Raw genomic sequence first — 17,405 nt, 5'->3', positions numbered from 1 at the left:
TAGTACTGCATCACCTCACCAAATCCAACAATTTGTCGTAGGAATCCACCACATCGTATTTCACCTGAGCGGTGGCAATGGTATCAAAGAACTCTGTAGCGCATTTGATCTTGGCTTCTTCCACTTTGCGATATTCCATAGATGACATGCTGCCCTTGGTCTCAGCAATGAAGTAAACGTGTTTGACGCCTTTTTCATGGAAGGCAATCGCCCAGTCTGGGTTGTAATTGCCCACAGGTGTCGGGATGAAGAAGCTCTTAGGCAGCTTGGCGTATACCACTACCTCTTTGCGCGTCTCCATATCTTCCACAAAGTCACGCTCAATTCCGGAGTCAGTGACCACGTAATCGTAAATGTGCCGTTTGGCTTTGTAGGCGGTATCCAGTCGGTTCTCAGGCTTCTCAATGGTGAAGATGTCTTGGCTGTGAGTCTCGTTGAGCGGGTCGTAGCTGATGTGCTCGACCACCATAGTAGCCTTCTGCTCATTGATAAGGCGCACGGCCTGCATCATGAAGTCTTCAGGGTTCATGGCATACTGCTTGAATGTACTCGCCTGAACCTTAGAAAGCATCGCAGCAATGGTACGGCGTGTTAGCTTTGTACCATCCGCTAAGCGACCTATCAGGTCATACGTCACCGCCGAATGCACCGAGCCTTGGTATTTCTGGTTATCCCTTTCCTTAACCGTAAAGCCTTCGCCGCGCTTGAGGTCTTCATAGCTGGCATCCACATTTTGCTCGCCACGCTCAATTTTGTATTCGAGGCGCTTCACCTGGAGTTTTAAGTCCAGGTAACCGACGCATTTTTGAATCAGCTCATCCGAGTTAAAGCGCACCGAATAAGCCGCTTTGCGATTTATCTTCTCCCACAGCGCCTGAAATTCTTGCTTGTAGAAATTATCGTTAAGGGGGTTGAGCTTGGTGCGACGACCATCGTCAATATGTGGCAATTGAGCATTACTGAAGACGCTATCGATCAGCTGGCCAATTTGTGTCTCATAGGGCTTTAGTGAGTCAGGCAGCTCAGCTAGCGCGCCTTCTTCTTTGGCCTGGTGATAGGTATCGGTAATGTGGTCATCGTTATCGGTGTAATCATGTTTGAGCAAGTAACGATAGATGTCCTTCGCCATCGCAGACGTTACTTCGGTCTCTTCACCGGCATCGTTCACCAGCAGTTTACCCTTGAAGTAATCCTCATCGGCCTTACGGGGCCGTTCAGAAAGGTTGTGAGCAATATCTTTCTGCAGCGCGGTGACGAAATCCTTGTAGCTTTCGCTGGCTATCACGGTTAGCCCGTTGATGTCGTGAACGGTCATGGGGTCATCCATGCGTTCTCCAAGCTGATTCACGGCTAAGCGCAATCCGCGCCCAACTTCCTGACGGCGCGAAATGGTGTTATCGCTGTGCTTCAGTGTGCAGATAACAAATACGTTGGGGTTGTCCCAGCCTTCTCGCAGCGCTGAGTGCGAGAAAATAAAGCGCGTTGGCTCCTTGAAGGAAAGCAGCCGCTCTTTGTCTTTCAGAATAAGGTCGTAAGCATCGACATCATCCGTCTCGGTCGAGCGAGCCTTCGTTTTGGGGTCTACCAGCCGCTTGGACTTCTTGTCGATAGAAAAGTAACCGTTGTGGGTTTTCTCGGTGGCAATCCCCTTCAGATAGCGATGGTAGTCACTTTCTTCTAGCGTCATCACTTCATTAAGTTCGCGGTTGTACTCCTCTTCAAACATTTGGGCGTACTCACCTGCCACCTCGCCACTGTCATCATACTGGCGGTACTTCGCTACTTCATCGATAAAGAACAGCGTCAATACCTTAATGCCTTGGGGAAATAGCTGCTGCTCTTTCTTGAAATGGGCTTTAATCGCTTCACGAATCTGTATCTGCCGCAGTACTTTTTCAGAGATATCAGCGGTGATATCGCCAACCGTTAGCTCAACGCCGTTAGTAAAGCTAAGCTGATCAACCCTGGCATCAATGTCAGAGACCACAAAGTCTTGGTACTGAGCCAGCCCGCCCGACAGTTCATATAGGTTGTCACCCTGCCGGAGCTTTCGACGCTTACGCCGAATACCGCTCGCACCTTTTTCTTCGTACTCCACTACAGCAACGGGTGGCTTACTACGGGAGGTTTCGATATTTTCAAGATAAAGGTAGGCATCCGTGCCGGTTAAGCCACGGGTGGTGATGCCATGCACAGAAATTTTCTTAACCAGTTTTTGGTTGTAGGCATCCAGCGCATCCAACCGGTGGATTTTGTTGTAGGTCGTTTTGTGCGTGGCTGAGTAGCGCACGATAAACAGAGGGTTAAACTCGCTCAGCGAGCCAAGCGTTTTGCCACCCTCCATCTTCTGCGGCTCATCAAGGAACAAAATAGGCCGATTGGCCTTGATCACGTCAATAGGCCGACGAGACTGAAAATCATCTAGCTCATTATAAATTCGCCGATTATCTTCACTTCGGGAGTTAAACGCCTGGACGTTGATGACCATCACGTTAATGCCCGCATTGGAGGAAAAATCCTCTATTTGGTGCAGTTGCTTCGAATTGTAGATAAAGGGCCGTACTTTCTTGCCGTAAGTTTCTTTGAAGTGGTCTGCCGTAATTTGCAGCGACTTATATACCCCCTCGCGGATGGCAATACTGGGTACGACAATGATGAACTTGCCCCAGCCGTACTTTTCATAAAATTCGAACATGCTCTTCAGGTAAACGTAGGTTTTGCCGGTACCTGTCTCCATTTCAACATCAAGGTTGATGGAGCAGCCGGTTTTATCATCTTTAGCCAACGCATCTGAAATGGGCAAATTCTGGCGCTGCTGCACCGCTTTTATATTGCCCAGTAGCTCCATCTCAGAGAGCTCAACATCTGCATTTCGGAAACCCGCATCAGCAGCTTCAGGCGATGCATAAAGGTCACGCTGCATAGAAGCAGAAAGCTTGCTCACCCTGCCAGGGTCGATCTGATACGTTACACCACGGCTAGGCGGCTGGCCTTTGAAACAGGCTACCACGGAGTCAACGGCACGGGTCTGATACGCCTGGGTTTTAAATTGGAGCTTCATAGCCATCCTAACGCTTTCTCTCTGCAAGCTCTCTGCAAATATTTTTTGCAGAGAGACATAAACATCTGATTTTATTTAACTAATCACCGGTTCTCAGAGCAGCTCTCTATGCATCTCTTTGAAAGCTCTCTGCAAGATGCCAACACGGTGCGGTATCAGAACCCCTATTAACAATCACGCCACGTCGCCTTAACTTGGTCAGTAGGCTACTGACTTTGTTGTATTTTTGCTTGTAACTTAACCCATCACTTAACTTATCCATCAATAGCTCACTGATGTCTGCCCGATTCGCCTGGCCAAATTTTTGCAAGTAATCTGTCAGCAGTTTTGCGTAAAACTCATCATCCTGAGCACGGGTTTTGATGTATCCCGCTTTTTTTGATGTTGCAACAGCCACCTGAGCAGATACATAAAAACTAGGTTTCCGCCCCTCGATTAGGCCTGCACGCTTCAAGCGTGTAACAGCATCATCGGCGACAGGTAGCTTTTTCTGCACTCGGTCAAGTGCCAGCACGTCCACCAGCGAAAGGTCCGTTTTCTGGATCAGTAAGCGGCTATATGCCGCGTCCACGACGCTACCATACAGCTGCAGCCTAACGGCTCTCAGCTCGCTCAAGTCGTAATCTGGCAGTGGTAAATACCGCTTAACCTGGCGGGCATACATATCGTGAATACCGTAGCCCATGGTATCGATCATATTAAGCTCGGCCATGGCCTGCGTCAGGAAGGGGTTTCGATAGCGCCTTGGCACTCGATGCCCTTCTAGGTAATCACTTGGCTGCCCATCGAAAAAGCTACCTTCGTTTTCAAACACCAAGCGATCTGCCCGCTCAACCACCACAACACGTGCATTGCGGGTGTAATCCTGATGGGCGATACAGTTGTGCAACGCTTCAAGCACGATTTTTTGGTCGTACTTAGAGACTTCGATAGGCAGCAGTTCGTCTTGTGGTAATAGCCGCAGTTGGATATTACGAATGCGCCGATATAGCTGCGTTGTCGTGAGCAGAAACGGGGGAGAGAAATGTTCGTAAGCCCGCTCTGGCCCTTCCAGCTTCCAGGTCAACTGCGCGGGATGCGGTGAAAGCAGTGGCGCGGCTTCTTCTTTTCCCACCAACAACAGTGCGGCTCGGGTTATTTTGCCGTCTACCGTTAACTTGGCACGATCCAGAAAGGTCGACAGTGGCCACCCCATAACCTCATCATGCTCGAAGCGGTTAGCGTATTTCTTTGCGAATGATTCTCTGGCTTTATCAACAGCGGCTGTGTCCAGGTGGTCGAGCGTTGCGTTCGGCACCAACTGGGCAGTCCAATCCGTGGTGTCTGTCTGGCGGCGAATCGTATCCAGCTTATCCAGCCCCAGGTTTGTTAGGCTTTCCCCAGCCCGTGCATAGTAGTGGCCTTGCCAAGCAATTGGCATTCCCATTGGGGCAGCTGGTATTTCAAACAGTACGACACGCCCTTCTGGCGTTTCCAATTCATGGATAGCGCGGAAGGTAATGCTGGGTTCGGTGCCATCCGCGATCTGCATTTTTATTTGCTCAAGCGTGCCCGCTGCTTGGCGGTATTCTGATCCAACAACCGCACGCGTCTTGTCATCAATACCAAAAATCAACCAAGCATTATCGCTGTCGCTTAGATTCGCGGCATTAGCAAGTGCTGAGAAATACTTGCCCAGATCTGACGTGGAGAACCCCTTTACTCCGCGTTTAAACTCGACAATCTCCCCTTCCCATCGCTCAATAAGCTCGTACAGCTGTGCTTTGAGTGCCTGTTCGTCCATCCCCATGAGTTAAATCACCTTCACTTCGCTATTGGGCGATTTCTGGGCAAATATCTGTTCAACATTGATTTTGACGCTGTCGTTGGCAAAACCTGCATCACGGAACACGGCACGCAGCGGCTCATATTCAGCAAGCTGCTTGACGAAGGCCTCATCGATATCAAGATCAAAGCAGGCGGCTAACGCCATGTGCTTGTCGCTACCATCTACGAAGTAAACGGTTTTACCCGCAATGTCTTTTTGCGCTATCGGAAGGCTGAGATCAACACCCCAGTCTAGCAACACTTGGAAGACTAGGTCTTCGGGGGTACGGTCTGGGCGAATATTATCAGCAGTATCGGTCAGCATATCCTGACGCAGCTCACCCGGTTGGTAGTAAACTTCTTGCAGGTTTGAGTGATCTATCTTGAGCACTCTGAAACCAATATCTCGGTTCCAGCTTTCATGAAGCTCGCCATTAAGAACCCTATTTCCAGCACGCCGTATACGCTCTTTGGATATTTCAGCTATATTTTGATATCCTCCCTTAAAAGCTTCTGAATTTTCACTACAAATCTCAGGAAGCTGCACCAAAATAAACCTTAAACTTCTTTTCTGCTCAGCACTCAACTCAAAAGCAGCCTGTGCTATACCACCTGACCCAGCAAAAAAATCTAAAACCAGACTTTCCTCTTCGGGAATAGTCCCCACTTCAAGACACCTTTTCAAAGTACCTAAAGGTTTTGGTCTATTAAATATCTCTTTTCCAAAACCAAGATCAATAAACTGTTCACTGCCCCTTTCACTATTTACATCTTTGAACACCCAGGAGCTAGTCGATTTTACCGGGGGTCTCCCTGTTAAAAAATCCTTTTCAAATATACCCCATATTTTTCGAGTCGGCATAAATTTTGCAATTAAACTGTCTATCTTTTCTTTAGCAGTTGAAAAGCCCCATCTCCAACGCCCATCACTTCCATCTTCCTTAATTGGGTATATTTCGATTTCATCTTGCTTTTTATCTTTAACCTTTGAGACTCGCAATTTTTCACCAGCCTCACAGAAGTAAAAATAATAAAACATATCCGGCCTATCAACTCTTCTATCAGAGTCACCTGTTTTTCTTAAGTCAATTTCTCTAAATTTATTACCTTCGTCATCAATCTTATTATATCTTTTGACAACTTTCTCATCAGGTTCAAATCCGTAAACCTTTGCACAAAAAACATTTCTTGCATAAACAACAACATACTCATGTGATGTTGCTATAAACTTATCATCAGAGCGTCCTTTAGGATTGTTGATATTAGCAATTATTCCTAAAAAATTACCTTCCCCAAAAACTTCGTTACACATTTTCTGTAAATTTGAAAGCTCATTATCATCAATACTTATAAATATAACACCATCTTCTTTTAACAAGTTCCTAGCAAGCTTTAACCTAGGGTATAACATACTTAGCCAAGCAGAGTGAAATCTACCATTAGATTCAGGATTTGCGACCAAGTAGTTTTTAGCATTATCGACCTGATTTGATTTTATCCAAAAATCATTTTTATTTTCAGAAAAATCGTCTGAGTATATAAAATCATTTCCGGTGTTATATGGCGGGTCAATATAGATCATCTTTACCTTTCCAAGATAAGTCTCTTGGAGAAGTTTTAACGCATCTAGATTATCTCCTTCAACAAAAAGGTTTTTGGTGTTATCAAAGTCAACACTTTCTTCCCGGCAAGGGCGCAGCGTTTTAGCAATCGGCGCATTGGCCGCTAGCAAGGCGTCACGCTTGCCGGGCCAGTTCAAGTGATAGCGCTCTTGTGGGCCTTCAACAATATGCTCAGATAGTTCTTGGCGAAGCTGATCGAAGTCTATTGCTTGCTTTACATTGCCATGCTCATCACGCGCTTCCGTCACACAGGTAGGGAAGAGTTCTGCCAGCTTGGCGATGTTGCCCTCAGTTAGGTTGGGCGAGTGCATTTTGAGCTTATCCATGGTGTCTCGTCTCTTCTGGCCTGCTTGGCTCTCTTGGCCACTAGCTGGCGATATATTCGGCAATCTGTTCTCGGACTCCGCGAAGCTCGGCATTCAGCTCGACTTTGCGGTTAAATTGTTTCGTGTTGCGTAACCGTTTTTCTAATTTTTCAGCCTGCTTTTTTAATGCGCTGGCTGTATTAAAGCGTGCTATCTGCTCTTCCAAACGCTCACCATCACGCTTGGGCGTGGGTATCAGCTCACTCAGCCACTGGTGGTAAAGCGCTTTCAGATGAAGAGCAGGTGGTAATGGGCAGCGTTCCGCATCCTTTTCATGCCAACCGCTACTGAGATAGCTTTCTTCTATTACCCAATGATTGGCATCCGCTTGACTGGGGCGCTTGTAGGCCGCTTTAACGCACACTCCGCTTGGGCCCTTCAACTCAAACACAATGGGAAACGGGATAGCGCGGTCAATGGCACTCAACACATCGTCGTGGAGTGCTACGCCTTTCAGGGTTATCACAAACACCTGTAGCTCGGGTACCTCCTTCGTGCTGGGTAAATTCAACGTGCTAGGGGCAAGCTTGGCGTGCCAGGTTATCTGATCAACTTCATCACGCAAGCGATCGCGTAGTTTGGCACTGCCCTTTATATGGGCAAGAATTTTCTGTTTCGCCACTACGCGGTCTAAACGAGTTTTTGCGGGGTATTGATATAGCGAACCCGACATTTCTTAACGCCCCTGTTCTGTCTGAGCTTGGAGAGCGCCTGTCTCCCGAATCACCAGGAACGCCATTAATTCAAAATCACTAAGTCCTTGTATGGTATCTACTAAAGCCGTGGTAGTCCCACCGCCAAATAAGCTATCGATCTCCTGCTCTTCTTTCACATCCACCATGGAACGAATGGCCTGATCAAGTAACGCCGAATAAGCACTCATGTCCCGCCCATCTTGGGTCTCCTGATTGAACGGACGATATACCGTCTCTACGGCCTCTGTGTGCCCTTTACACGCTGTACGAGCCAGGTCTAATAGCCGCTTCACCTCTGAGTAATCATTGAGTATCGTGCCGTTGTTGCCGATGTACACGAGGTAATAGGGATGCAAGCGGTTTTGCTGCTGCATCTCGCTTTCCGTTTTGCTCGCCGAGGTATTAAGGTGGCGCAACATAAAAATCACGCCGGGAAACAGCCCCTTTTCAGGCTGTGCGGGAGCAACGCTATGTAAGCCATTGGGAATGTGCCTTAAATCACCGCTCTCTTTTATGTAACCCAACAAGTCCATGCGAAACTCGTTCAGGCCCAGATCAGTGATCGAGACACCTGATTTCAAATCCTCCATCTCTACCACTTCGTCCTTTAGGCGCCGTAACTGCTCACGCCGATAGGCAATATCGTTGGCTTGAGCGTTGAGCACGTTGTCATCCCCTGTCGCGGTGACATCGGCAATCACCATGCGGTTTTCAACTCTCTCTTTCAGGTTTATGTACTCATCTAGACTGATATCCGGCCAGTAGTTGACCAGTTGGATTGTGGCATTGGTCGAACCGATACGGTCGATCCGCCCGAAGCGCTGGATGATACGGACCGGGTTCCAGTGGATGTCATAATTGATCAACATGTCGCAGTCTTGAAGGTTCTGACCTTCCGAAATACAGTCGGTAGCAATCAAAATATCAAGCTCACGCGGTTCGTTCGGGAACACCTGAGCTTTGCTTTTAGATTGCGGCGAGAACAGAGTTAGTAGCCCCTGAAAGTCATAGTGGCGACGGCTGTCCGGCATGCTGCCTAGTGTTGAAGTAGGCGAATCACTTCCAGTGACCAACCCCGTGTGGATCCCGTGATTATCCAATAATGCCGGTGCTAATTGCTGATAGAGGTACTTAGCGGTATCAGCGAAAGCGGTAAAGATCAGGATTTTCCGATTCCCTGGATTGATGGGAGTCGTGATTTTATCCGCTATGTATTTGCTTAAGTGCTGTAACTTGGCATCGTCATCCGCAGTAACTTTTGCCATTTGCTCTAAAAGTAGGTCAATCCATACTAGATCGTTATTGAGATCGTGCTCCCAGGATGGTAAATCCATATCCTTCAAGCTGATCTGCACCTTCTTACCCACCGTGCTGTCATCTGGCATGGGGATGTTGTCATCATCGGGATCAGCATCCTCGTAAGCAGCAGCTAAATCGGCAAAGCTTTCATCACTGCCGTTTAGCTTGAAAAGCTCGATTTTATCTAGGATTGCCTGGTGACTGTTTTTGAGTGATTGTAACGTCAGCCGAAAAGAGGCCACTGAGCTTTCCAAGCGCTTTAGCAGGTTCGTCGTCATCAAAGCTTGCAAGCTTTTTTCCCGATCAGCCTGCTTGAAGCGTCCGCCCCCACTGGTCACCTTGGTGTCATACATGTCTTCGTATTTTTTCAGTCGGCTCGGTAGGATATAACTAATCGGCGCATAGACAGCGAGTCTCAGCTGGGACAGATGTTGAAAAATTTCGTTAAAATCGATCACGTCCGTGCGAGTTGTCAGCGGGCAGTGGAACGACAAAGGCTTGCGGCGTGTAGGAAACCTGCCAATATCAGTGGTGTCGTAAAAAGTTTCGATATGCCGCCGTGAGCGTGCGATGGTGACACTATCTAATAACTCAAAGAAATCAAAATCCAGCGTTTTGAGAATGGCGCTGGTAGTGCGCTGTTCAGGTGGTAACGATGACCAGTGGTTAAACGCTGCCTGTGCACGGCGAAATACACCGTCAATATCTTTGGCACCGTTCAAGTGCCGCGTTAGGTTTTCCGATTCACCTTCGTAAGCGAGAGCCAGCTGATTCTTCAGGTCATTGAAGCGATTATTGACTGGCGTCGCCGAGAGCATAAGCACTCTGGTCTTCACACCAGCACGCATGACTTGATTCATTAGCTTCTGGTAGCGCGTTTCACGGTCTTTGTAGATATCGTTATTACGAAAGTTGTGCGACTCATCGATGACTATTAGGTCGTAATTACCCCAATTGACGCGATCCAGCGGCATACCTAACGATTCGCCGTGCGTACGCTGCAAATCCGTATGGCACAGCACATCGTAATTGAGCCGGTCCTTCGCCAGGACATTGGTAGTCAGGTTCCGGTTATACGTCAGCCAATTGTCGGCCAGTTTTTTCGGACAGAGCACAAGCACCGAACGGTTGCGCAGCTCGTAGTATTTGATGACCGCCAGGGCAGTGAAGGTTTTCCCGAGCCCAACGCTATCCGCCAGGATACAGCCATTGTAGGTTTCCAGCTTGTTGATGATGCCGGTGGCTGCATCCCGCTGGAAGTTGAATAGCTTTTGCCATACGGCGCTATCTTGGTACCCCGTGCGGTCGTTTGGTAATACGTCTTCGCTGATGTCTTCGAGGTACTCGTGAAAGATGTGATAAAGCATTAAAAAGTAAATACGCTCAGGGGAGTTTTCTCGGTAGACGGTCTCGATGTGTTCGCATAGCTGAGCGGTCACATCCTCCAGCTTGTCATCGTCTGCCCAAAGCTGTTCAAACAGGGCCATAAATTGTGCCGTATGCGCTGGGTCACTGAAACGGGTAACGAAGTTAGAGACAGCATTGCCTGGCTGGTAGCCAAGATCTACGGCAGTAAAACCTTGCAGCGGCATATAGACCGTATTGTTTCCTTGCGCTTCAACCCCAGCGAAGGGCTGCATAGCAGCCTGCCCACGATTAGAACGGAAGTTAGCTTTGCGGCGTATCCAGCTGGCACACTCGCGGGCAATGGCCCGCTGGTTCAGCTGATTCTTGAGCTGTATTTCGAATTCACTACCATGAAGGCTGCGCTCGCGTTCGGCCTTAGGGATAAAAAACTCACGGTGAGCTTTTCGCAGCGTGTCGGTGGCCTCACTAGGCACGAAGGTAGGCGACGTGAAAATGAAGTCTAAAGACTCAACCTTCTCAAGTTCTTTTTTTAGAGCTTCGAAAGCATAGATAGAGAAACAGGAAGCCGCTATTTTGAGCTTAGCTCCGGGCTGCAGAGTGTCTTTCAGGTCATCGCCTAACAACCGGTTGATGTTGTCGATGATCTCCATGCGCTCGTCTCCTACCGCTCCTTGGCCGTAAACCGTGCCAGGCGTGCTATTAAAAGGTGTGGCTTGCCAGCGTATATCAACGCAAGCGGTTAATGAAGCATTCTTCACTTTTTCAAACCGCCACTTTTCCCTTTGAATTAAGGCCTTAGATTACGCCGCACGTGAATAGCCTTTTACTCCCACTAAAACGCAAAAGCCCCGAGCCTAATAGGACTCGGGGTTCTGTGTTGGTTATGAGTTGACCACTGACATCAGTAATGCTTGATCATCTTGATAGTTCGGGTATAGATCAATGATCGTTTTCTTAGCCATTGTACCAATGCGTATCTCCCCATTGTTGTGCAATGCATCAAGCGTTATGTTTAGTTTGCCTGCATCGCGTAACGAATTTGGTCCATATTTTCGTACACGATTTTTTCTCAGATAACGGTACCCCTCCGTGCGTTTTTGGTTAAACCAGCCTTGTAGCGAGAAATAGTCTTGCTGTTCTTCCGATGGTGCCTGGAAAAGGCGAATAAACTCGTTAGAAAACCAGAAGCTGAGCCTAATAGCATCATTTAGCGTATCTAATGAAACCTCCTCATTTAAGCCGTGCTCTGCACAATGCAGCAGTACCGCCATGCGTGCGATATTATCTGCGAGTTTTGAAGCATGGTCCCCATCTCTCTCAAAACGCCCACCGACGCGTATTTCACGCTCAATCTCATTGGCTACAATGAACCATCGCTCCTTCGCGAGTAGTGAAAAGCCAATCTTAATGCGTTTAAAGTCAGCCGCTTTACTTGCCTGTACGTTGAACTCAAAAAGCTCTTTGACCCATTTTTCATATTCAGTATTCGGAGTTTTGTCGATTTCCTTAACTTGTCTATACCCTTGCGTCGTTAATGGATAGGTAATATGCGTTCTTGCAAAAAAACCGATACCACGTGCGTTTTCACCTCCTTTCGCAACAAAACGTTGCATAATGCTGGGTTGTGCTTGAATAAAAAGCGTCGTGCGTGGGTTCACCACAAAGCTACTACTTGTCTTACGATCAACTCTAACTGGATCACCACCCCATAACGAGTTCCATAGTGATAACTTGCGAGCTGCAGGCCCGGCTAATATCTCCTCTCCTTCGCTGGAACGTAAAATTGCTGAATTGATCGATTCTCGGTAAAAAATATCGAGAGCCGCCTCAGGTGTTACATCACTGAACGTTCGAATACCTGCTCTAGCGGGGTGTTTAGGTTGTGCCTGCTCGTGCTCATAAAGCTGGGTGATAGCATTCTCATCGCCATCATTTACTACTGCTTTCAATAACCCCCTCTTTTTTGCTTTCCAGATTTCGAAATCAAGTTCGTATTCTAAGACCTCCTGTTCGTAGTTATCGTCTAAGTCAGCTTCTAGCTCGTTAAGATCTTGAGAAAATTGGTTATCTACCGTTGTTTTGCGCTCACCTGATACCGCCACAGTAACGAAATACTGGCTTGGTGGTACGACTTGCCCGTTTGGCTTCTCCACATCCACCAGGTTTTGAAGAAGAAACGATGCAGTTGCCAACCCTCCTTGCACTACCATGGGAAGTGGTGCTTGCGTTGCTTCAGCGACTTGGTAGATCTTGCTGAGTAAAGGCCCACCACTATCAATCACGGGGAAATCAAAAACGGTTGAAGGCAGAATGTGATAAAAATTGAAAAGAGACATGGGTTACCTCGCTGACTGATCCCGCTTAGGAAACCACGAAACTCCTTTACCCCTGTGAGCATTTACAGCTCACACGAAATGCCATGGACGGTGACATCGACAAATTATTGCCAATGCGCCGTACTCAGGGCGTGGTAGAAAATTTCGTTGTTAAAGAGCAAATACAATACGAATGAATAAAACCACCTTTCGGCTATTTAGCTTTGCTGACGCCGACGCTGTAGCCAGGCAATTACCTCACCTTGATACCAGCCTACGGCGGCAGTTCCCAAACGTACCTGCTTGGGAAAGGCGGGATCATGCCGTTTGGAGTTGTGATCTAACATCTCGTAGATCTTTGAGCGCGAAAGCCCGATAAAGTCAACCAAGTCCTTCATGCGCAAAATGGTAAAATCGTCAGTTGTGTACATGGCGATAAGTTCTCCGTATTCGTTAAAGAAACCTCCACGCCGGGGTGGATTGGTAGCAACGTTAGAGAACCCAGCCATTTCGTGCATCCGCTTTTATCTAGGGTTATTCCCTCAACCCGCTCTACCCTAGATATTTTTCCTTGACAATTTATTTTTTAATCAAATCTAGAATAGGCATGAAAACTTTATCAGCTTCCCTAGCTTACCCCCGCTACGCCGCTACTTGTAGCAGGATGTAGCAGCGTCGCCGGACAGCACCAAGCTTTTTCGCAGTAGATCCGGGCCCAGAATTGCCACACTCAGTACGCGGGGAGCTTCCATCTCAACAAAATTTCTAGGATTTTGTCGTTTCACCCACCCCTAAAAAATCAGCATTGATGCCTACTTTTTTCTGCGAGTCACCGCCTTAACAAGGCGGCCTTATCAGTTGAGCGATGCACAGGCACTGATTATGCGATACATGGAAGGAGCGAATAATGACGACGACATCATCTGCTTTGATCAGTTTCTATACCGGAGAGGGATTCGATCACAAAGGCCGGACACTTGAGGATGTCTGGTCGCTGCCGCCCTTCTGGTTGGAGCACACGCATGATTACATTCAGTGGTTGTTTCCGATCCCCGAGGCGGGGCGCCTCAACGGCTTTGCGCCGCTGCTAGGCGAGGAGGAGCAGACTGCCTTTGCCACTGACGAGACACTACGGACGCACCATAAGCACTCGCTGGATATGATGCTGACGTTCTTCGGTCTGGTACGCCAAGAATTGAATATTGAGTCCTTACCCGAACTCAACATGCACGAACATATCTGGCTCAAGCACGGCGGGCATAACCACCTGCGCATTTCGCGTATCATTCGTAGCCTACATCTATGCCACCAGCCTGAACTGGCCACGGCGTTTCAGCATGCGGTGATCGAGATCGGCCAAACACGTGGCGTGGTGTCAGAGCAGTCTCTCAGGTATTGGCGGGCGGCGAATCAATCCTGAAGCACAGATTGTTATAACTCTCGACCACCCTAATCCGGTAAGGAATGTCCATGCCGCTACAAAATCGCGCTGATCCCTTCGGCACTCTTCAATCAGACAGGGCTCGAGGCAGCCTGATGGGCAATCGTGGTGTCCTCCACGACCAAGAAAAAGCCATTGTCCGCCATTGGTCAACGAAGTCATGGGTAACCTGTGTGCTGGATTATGGTGGCTACCGACGCCCTCTCTTCGAGCCTGGGAAATACTCCCAGCTATTTTTTCTAGATGAAGCCACTGCTTTCGCTGCAGGGCATCGTCCCTGCGGCACATGCCGTAAAGAACGCTTCCGAGAGTTTAGGGCTAAATGGCTGAACGCTAACCCAGAGGCGGTGCCCAGCGAAAAGGTGACGGTTATCTCTATTGACAAGCTACTTCACTCGGAACGAGCCGTACGAGGAGGAGCTAAAATCACCGTCGAGGCGCCAGTGGATACGCTGCCGTTCGGTACCTTCATCGAAAGAGAGGACGACGCTTACCTCATCACTGATACAGCATTGCTCCCCTGGTCGTTTGGTGGCTATGGCCGAGCGGAATCGCTTCCCGAGCCAGGCACGATCGCGACCGTTCTCACTCCTTTCTCGATTGTTCGATTATTCCGGAACGGCTTTCGACCTCAGGTAGATGAGTCTGCTGATCTAGAGTAAGTCAGGGTATTCGTCGTGACTTGGCCCAGAGTCTGAAGTCGAGAGCGTATTCTGTGCGAACAGATTATTTGAAGCCTTTGATTATTGACAGCTGAGCTATTCAGGCGTCTATACCGCTACTCTAACTTATCCTCGATACCAAAGAAGATTGAGGCATGCCTTAATTTTGTTTTTGAAAACGGCTAGAGTACGGCACTTGGGGTTGCGCTAGTTTCTGGTGCGTCTGTCCATAGTGCCTCATCTCATTAGAATAGTTTTGTGTAGGGAGCATATGAAGAAAAAATGGTTGCCGGGGTATGCCTATCGCATCCTCAATCGTGATGGTCAGGAAATCGAACCGCTGTGGCAGTACCCCGCTTCCGGGCCGGCCTTGTTCGATCTAGCGGATACGCTCATGCTTCACTACTGGGGCGAACAACCTAGAGAGGCCTTCATAGAGCTCAAGTGTAAAGGGCGGCGCATCCCAGTAACCTGGACGGAGGACGAGGTCTCAAGGATTGAGTCGCTCTTTCTAGAAGATTTGGAGTGGGATGGATTTATAGTCAATATTGCTCGTCTGTCCCTTCTCGATAAGCCAACGGATGAGCCGTTCATGTGGCGCCTAGATGTCTCGGAGCCTGGCCTGGACGACGACGACAATGACGACGAGCTGATTGAAGAAGAGCCTAGCGGACCGAAGCAAACCCCTACGCGTTACAGAAGAGTGCGTTCAGATGCCTCGATTTTCAGCACCTTGCGCTCCATTGAAAAAGTATTTGGTCTACCCGAAGGCTGCGTTCTCATTACCTACCGCAATAGGCGGCGGGCCAGAAGTGACTCCAACATCGGAGCCATCAGAAAGCACTGGGACGACACCTAGCAAAGACTATGATAGGTCATACCACTTAGTATTTTATACGCTCGGCTAACAGGAAAACTGACAATCCGTTCGTAGATAAATCGAACACCGCTCTCACGCTGATCAAGCGGGGTTAATCAGTAACGCAGCCCGTGGGCTGTGTGGGCCCACGTCTTGAAGGGAATGTCCGTCTTTGTGAAAAGGCTAACCTCATTTAAAACAATTGTGAATATTGTTATTCGGTTACAGCTTAATGCTGGGTGTCGCTTTCTGATGTTGGTCCATCCATCGACTTAACAGAGTCAGTCCTGGACCTTTAGGATATCGACGCCCCTGTAACCACTCCTCCAAGGTGCGGCGTGAGACACCTAGCTCTGCAGCCATTGTGGCTTGGGTGATACCACGCTGTTTACGCAATGCCGTGGCGTCGCGAAGTAATCTCCGTTTGGGCTCGTCATGCTCTAAGGCAACTAGCCGTTTATCATCGCTAGGTTCGCGGGGGAGCGTTTCGTTTAGAAAGCGAAACATCATCAGCCTCCTGGTAATTGCGTTAATAGTTAAATAGGCCCGCGTAGCGAGCCATTGTCAGTAGGCGTCTATGGATATTGGCAACGCGCAATTAGTGCTATGAAAACTACGGCACTTACCGTCGGAGGTTGAATAACCCCACTTTCTCCCGTGATTGCCGTAGCCCATACCATAGGCAGAGGTACCAGAACGTTAGATAGATTCTGGTTGAAAATTTGGAAGGGACTGGGGCTGTTGGCGTGGTCGGCCGACACGCGGTCCATCAGGAAGGCGGGGGGCTGGGCTGGTTTGGAAGGTTCGGCCTTGTACTGCCATTGAGGCGTATTCATCAACTTTCGTGAGGTAGCTTGCAAGTTTATTGAGCCCTTTGCGCTTATGTGTGTCGTTAAAGGCGACTTCGCCGCAGGCATTAAACTTGTAACGGTTAGTGGCTTTTCGGTTACAGCTGAAATAGACCCCCTGACCACCGGTGATTTGTTGTGCCCACAGCTGACCAATCTGGCTGGCTCGCATTACGTCATTACAAACCTTCTGGCCGTTGAAGAAAAATAGGAAATGGTAATGAAAGCCTTTCTGGGGACGCCACTCCAGCTTCCAGGCGAAGCCTAGTAAGTGCGCAAACAGGCCATGGGTGTTAAAGAGTCCACACAGCTGCTCACGGTGGTATCTAGCAGTTTCATAATCGATCCATGAACCGTCGTCTTTGCTGTAGGAAAGGTCAACGCGCACGACCTGTAAGCGGCCATAGCAGGCAAATAACGAATCGATTAAATGGTGGATTCTCTTGCAGTTGTCTCGGCCATTGCGTTTGTTCCGCCCACACTGATTAATGAAGCTTGGCTGAGTCATGTACTCATACCACGCTCCGAGTCGATTATTTAAGTCCATGACAGCCTGCTCTGCATTCTCACGTGTCATGGTCGGCGGTGACTGGAACCCCGCTTCATGTAGATAAGTACATTGCCCGAAGGCCCAAAGGAAGCTCTCAGCGTAAGGGCTGGGGCGATAAGGCATAGGTTCGTGGGGATCGAAAATAGTGACTATCACCGTGTAAACGGTCTGCAACATGTTTAACAAGGGATCACTACCCAGTCGTACCATGTCGCTTCCAAAAAATACTGGCTGAATAAGGCGTTCACTGTCTAAGAAAGCAGGCTTCCTAGCCATTGCCTTCAAGCACTTATTAACCTTAATCAGATCCCTCAGCCAGTAGTGATATGAGGGAGAGGAAATATCCATACCAAACGCATTCGTTTCGCATTGGGTATCTCCTAGGCTGTACAGCAGATTCAGCATGCTATCTTCGGTGAGGGTATCGTAGTCGGGGTGGTTAGGGTCATTGAGGTCGTACATGGGAGGTATCTCCGGCATTGAATAGGATATTGAGCCTTTCGCTCGTACCATC

At 48.6% G+C, this 17,405-nt stretch carries 12 protein-coding genes; 3 read left to right on the top strand and 9 right to left on the bottom strand.

The genetic code is table 11. The features are described from left to right. Window positions 1–10: 10 nt before the first annotated feature. The 7 genes from ACFFLD_RS08885 to ACFFLD_RS08855 form a co-directional block, all read right to left on the bottom strand. On the bottom strand, window positions 11–3,061 hold the full coding sequence (locus ACFFLD_RS08885; protein ID WP_386039245.1) for a type III restriction-modification system endonuclease: 3,051 nt from the start codon (window positions 3,059–3,061) through the stop codon (window positions 11–13). A 106-nt stretch (window positions 3,062–3,167) separates the two neighbouring features. Beyond that, complete coding sequence (locus tag ACFFLD_RS08880; protein WP_386039243.1) at window positions 3,168–4,850, bottom strand: RNA-binding domain-containing protein; 1,683 nt, start codon at window positions 4,848–4,850, stop codon at window positions 3,168–3,170. A gap of 3 nt (window positions 4,851–4,853) precedes the next feature. Further along, a complete protein-coding gene (locus ACFFLD_RS08875) occupies window positions 4,854–6,815 on the bottom strand; it encodes a site-specific DNA-methyltransferase (protein ID WP_386039241.1) in 1,962 nt (653 codons plus the stop codon). A gap of 40 nt (window positions 6,816–6,855) precedes the next feature. Further along, a complete protein-coding gene (locus ACFFLD_RS08870) occupies window positions 6,856–7,527 on the bottom strand; it encodes a DUF4391 domain-containing protein (RefSeq protein WP_386039239.1) in 672 nt (223 codons plus the stop codon). Between the two features lie 3 nt (window positions 7,528–7,530). After that, window positions 7,531–10,866, bottom strand: a complete 3,336-nt coding sequence (locus tag ACFFLD_RS08865; RefSeq protein WP_386039237.1) for a helicase-related protein — start codon at window positions 10,864–10,866, stop codon at window positions 7,531–7,533. A 231-nt stretch (window positions 10,867–11,097) separates the two neighbouring features. Further along, window positions 11,098–12,552: a YfjI family protein gene (locus tag ACFFLD_RS08860; protein WP_386039235.1), complete on the bottom strand. Its 1,455-nt coding sequence runs from the start codon at window positions 12,550–12,552 to the stop codon at window positions 11,098–11,100. A 197-nt stretch (window positions 12,553–12,749) separates the two neighbouring features. Continuing rightward, window positions 12,750–12,962: a helix-turn-helix transcriptional regulator gene (locus tag ACFFLD_RS08855; RefSeq protein WP_386039233.1), complete on the bottom strand. Its 213-nt coding sequence runs from the start codon at window positions 12,960–12,962 to the stop codon at window positions 12,750–12,752. Window positions 12,963–13,438: 476 nt separating this feature from the next. Between ACFFLD_RS08855 and ACFFLD_RS08850 the strand changes: the two genes are divergently transcribed. From ACFFLD_RS08850 to ACFFLD_RS08840, 3 genes are all read left to right on the top strand, one after another. Then, the gene (locus ACFFLD_RS08850; protein ID WP_386039231.1) at window positions 13,439–13,951 is read left to right on the top strand and encodes an opioid growth factor receptor-related protein; all 513 of its coding nucleotides are present in this window, start codon (window positions 13,439–13,441) and stop codon (window positions 13,949–13,951) included. A 50-nt stretch (window positions 13,952–14,001) separates the two neighbouring features. After that, complete coding sequence (locus ACFFLD_RS08845; RefSeq protein WP_386039229.1) at window positions 14,002–14,634, top strand: hypothetical protein; 633 nt, start codon at window positions 14,002–14,004, stop codon at window positions 14,632–14,634. Between the two features lie 271 nt (window positions 14,635–14,905). After that, the gene (locus tag ACFFLD_RS08840; RefSeq protein ID WP_386039227.1) at window positions 14,906–15,493 is read left to right on the top strand and encodes a hypothetical protein; all 588 of its coding nucleotides are present in this window, start codon (window positions 14,906–14,908) and stop codon (window positions 15,491–15,493) included. A 222-nt stretch (window positions 15,494–15,715) separates the two neighbouring features. Here the strand turns inward: ACFFLD_RS08840 and ACFFLD_RS08835 are convergent, their stop codons facing one another. After that, a complete protein-coding gene (locus ACFFLD_RS08835) occupies window positions 15,716–16,000 on the bottom strand; it encodes a helix-turn-helix domain-containing protein (protein ID WP_386039225.1) in 285 nt (94 codons plus the stop codon). Between the two features lie 192 nt (window positions 16,001–16,192). Then, window positions 16,193–17,353: a YagK/YfjJ domain-containing protein gene (locus ACFFLD_RS08830; protein WP_386039223.1), complete on the bottom strand. Its 1,161-nt coding sequence runs from the start codon at window positions 17,351–17,353 to the stop codon at window positions 16,193–16,195. Window positions 17,354–17,405 lie beyond the last annotated feature (52 nt).

Origin of the sequence: Vreelandella sulfidaeris, assembly GCF_042429665.1 — a bacterium.
GTDB lineage: Bacteria > Pseudomonadota > Gammaproteobacteria > Pseudomonadales > Halomonadaceae > Vreelandella.
The sequence above is the reverse complement of the archived record's forward strand: the minus strand, read 5'-3'. Positions and strand labels throughout refer to the sequence as shown.